At 52.9% G+C, this 569-nt stretch carries 1 protein-coding gene; it reads right to left on the bottom strand.

Annotated features, from left to right (window positions below; all coding sequences use genetic code 11):
• Positions 1-169: 169 nt before the first annotated feature.
• Positions 170-569, bottom strand: a 400-nt coding sequence (locus ACTHUR_RS16630) for a YfbK domain-containing protein (RefSeq protein ID WP_440399789.1), incomplete at its 5' end; no start/stop codon positions are given.

Here is a 569-nt window from a genome sequence, read left to right as displayed (position 1 = left end):
CGGTTGAGCAGTCCGCCGTAAAGATAAATTTCCGCACGCAAATCGGGGGATGCGAGCAGCAGGCGGTCGTTGTCGGTTTTGAGTGTGAACATGAAGCGGCTCCTGATTGGGGTTGGGGCAGGGTGTATAAAAGGTCGTCTGAAAAGTTTTCAGACGACCTTTTGAGATTTTACTCTTTAACTAAAGGACCTGATGTTCCTCCGTGTCCGGCGGCGGTACGTACCAGTTGGAGAAATTCGGATTTCAGACCGAACGGGTCATCGCCTTGGACTTTTTGTACCATGTTTTCGATGTCTCTCCAACTGAGTTTGCCGTTGTATTCGCCGCCGCGCAAGGCTTGGGCGTAGGAGGCGGCAGCAAGGGCGAGCAGGGTGTCTTTGTCAGCTTGGTCAAGCGGTTTGCTGCCGACGGGGACGGCTTGCTGCATCAGCTGGCTGTCTTCTTGTCCGGGCAGTTTGTAGCGCACTTTGACAAAGGCGTATTCGTTTTTGCTGCCTTTGGCGGCGGGAGTTTTTTGATAACGTGATTCTTCAAGCCAGCCTTGTTTGCCCTGCGGGATGATTTCATAG

The organism is Neisseria sp. P0021.S007, assembly GCF_051956855.1.
Note: the sequence above shows the minus strand (reverse complement) of the source record. Positions and strands in the feature narration are given on the sequence as shown.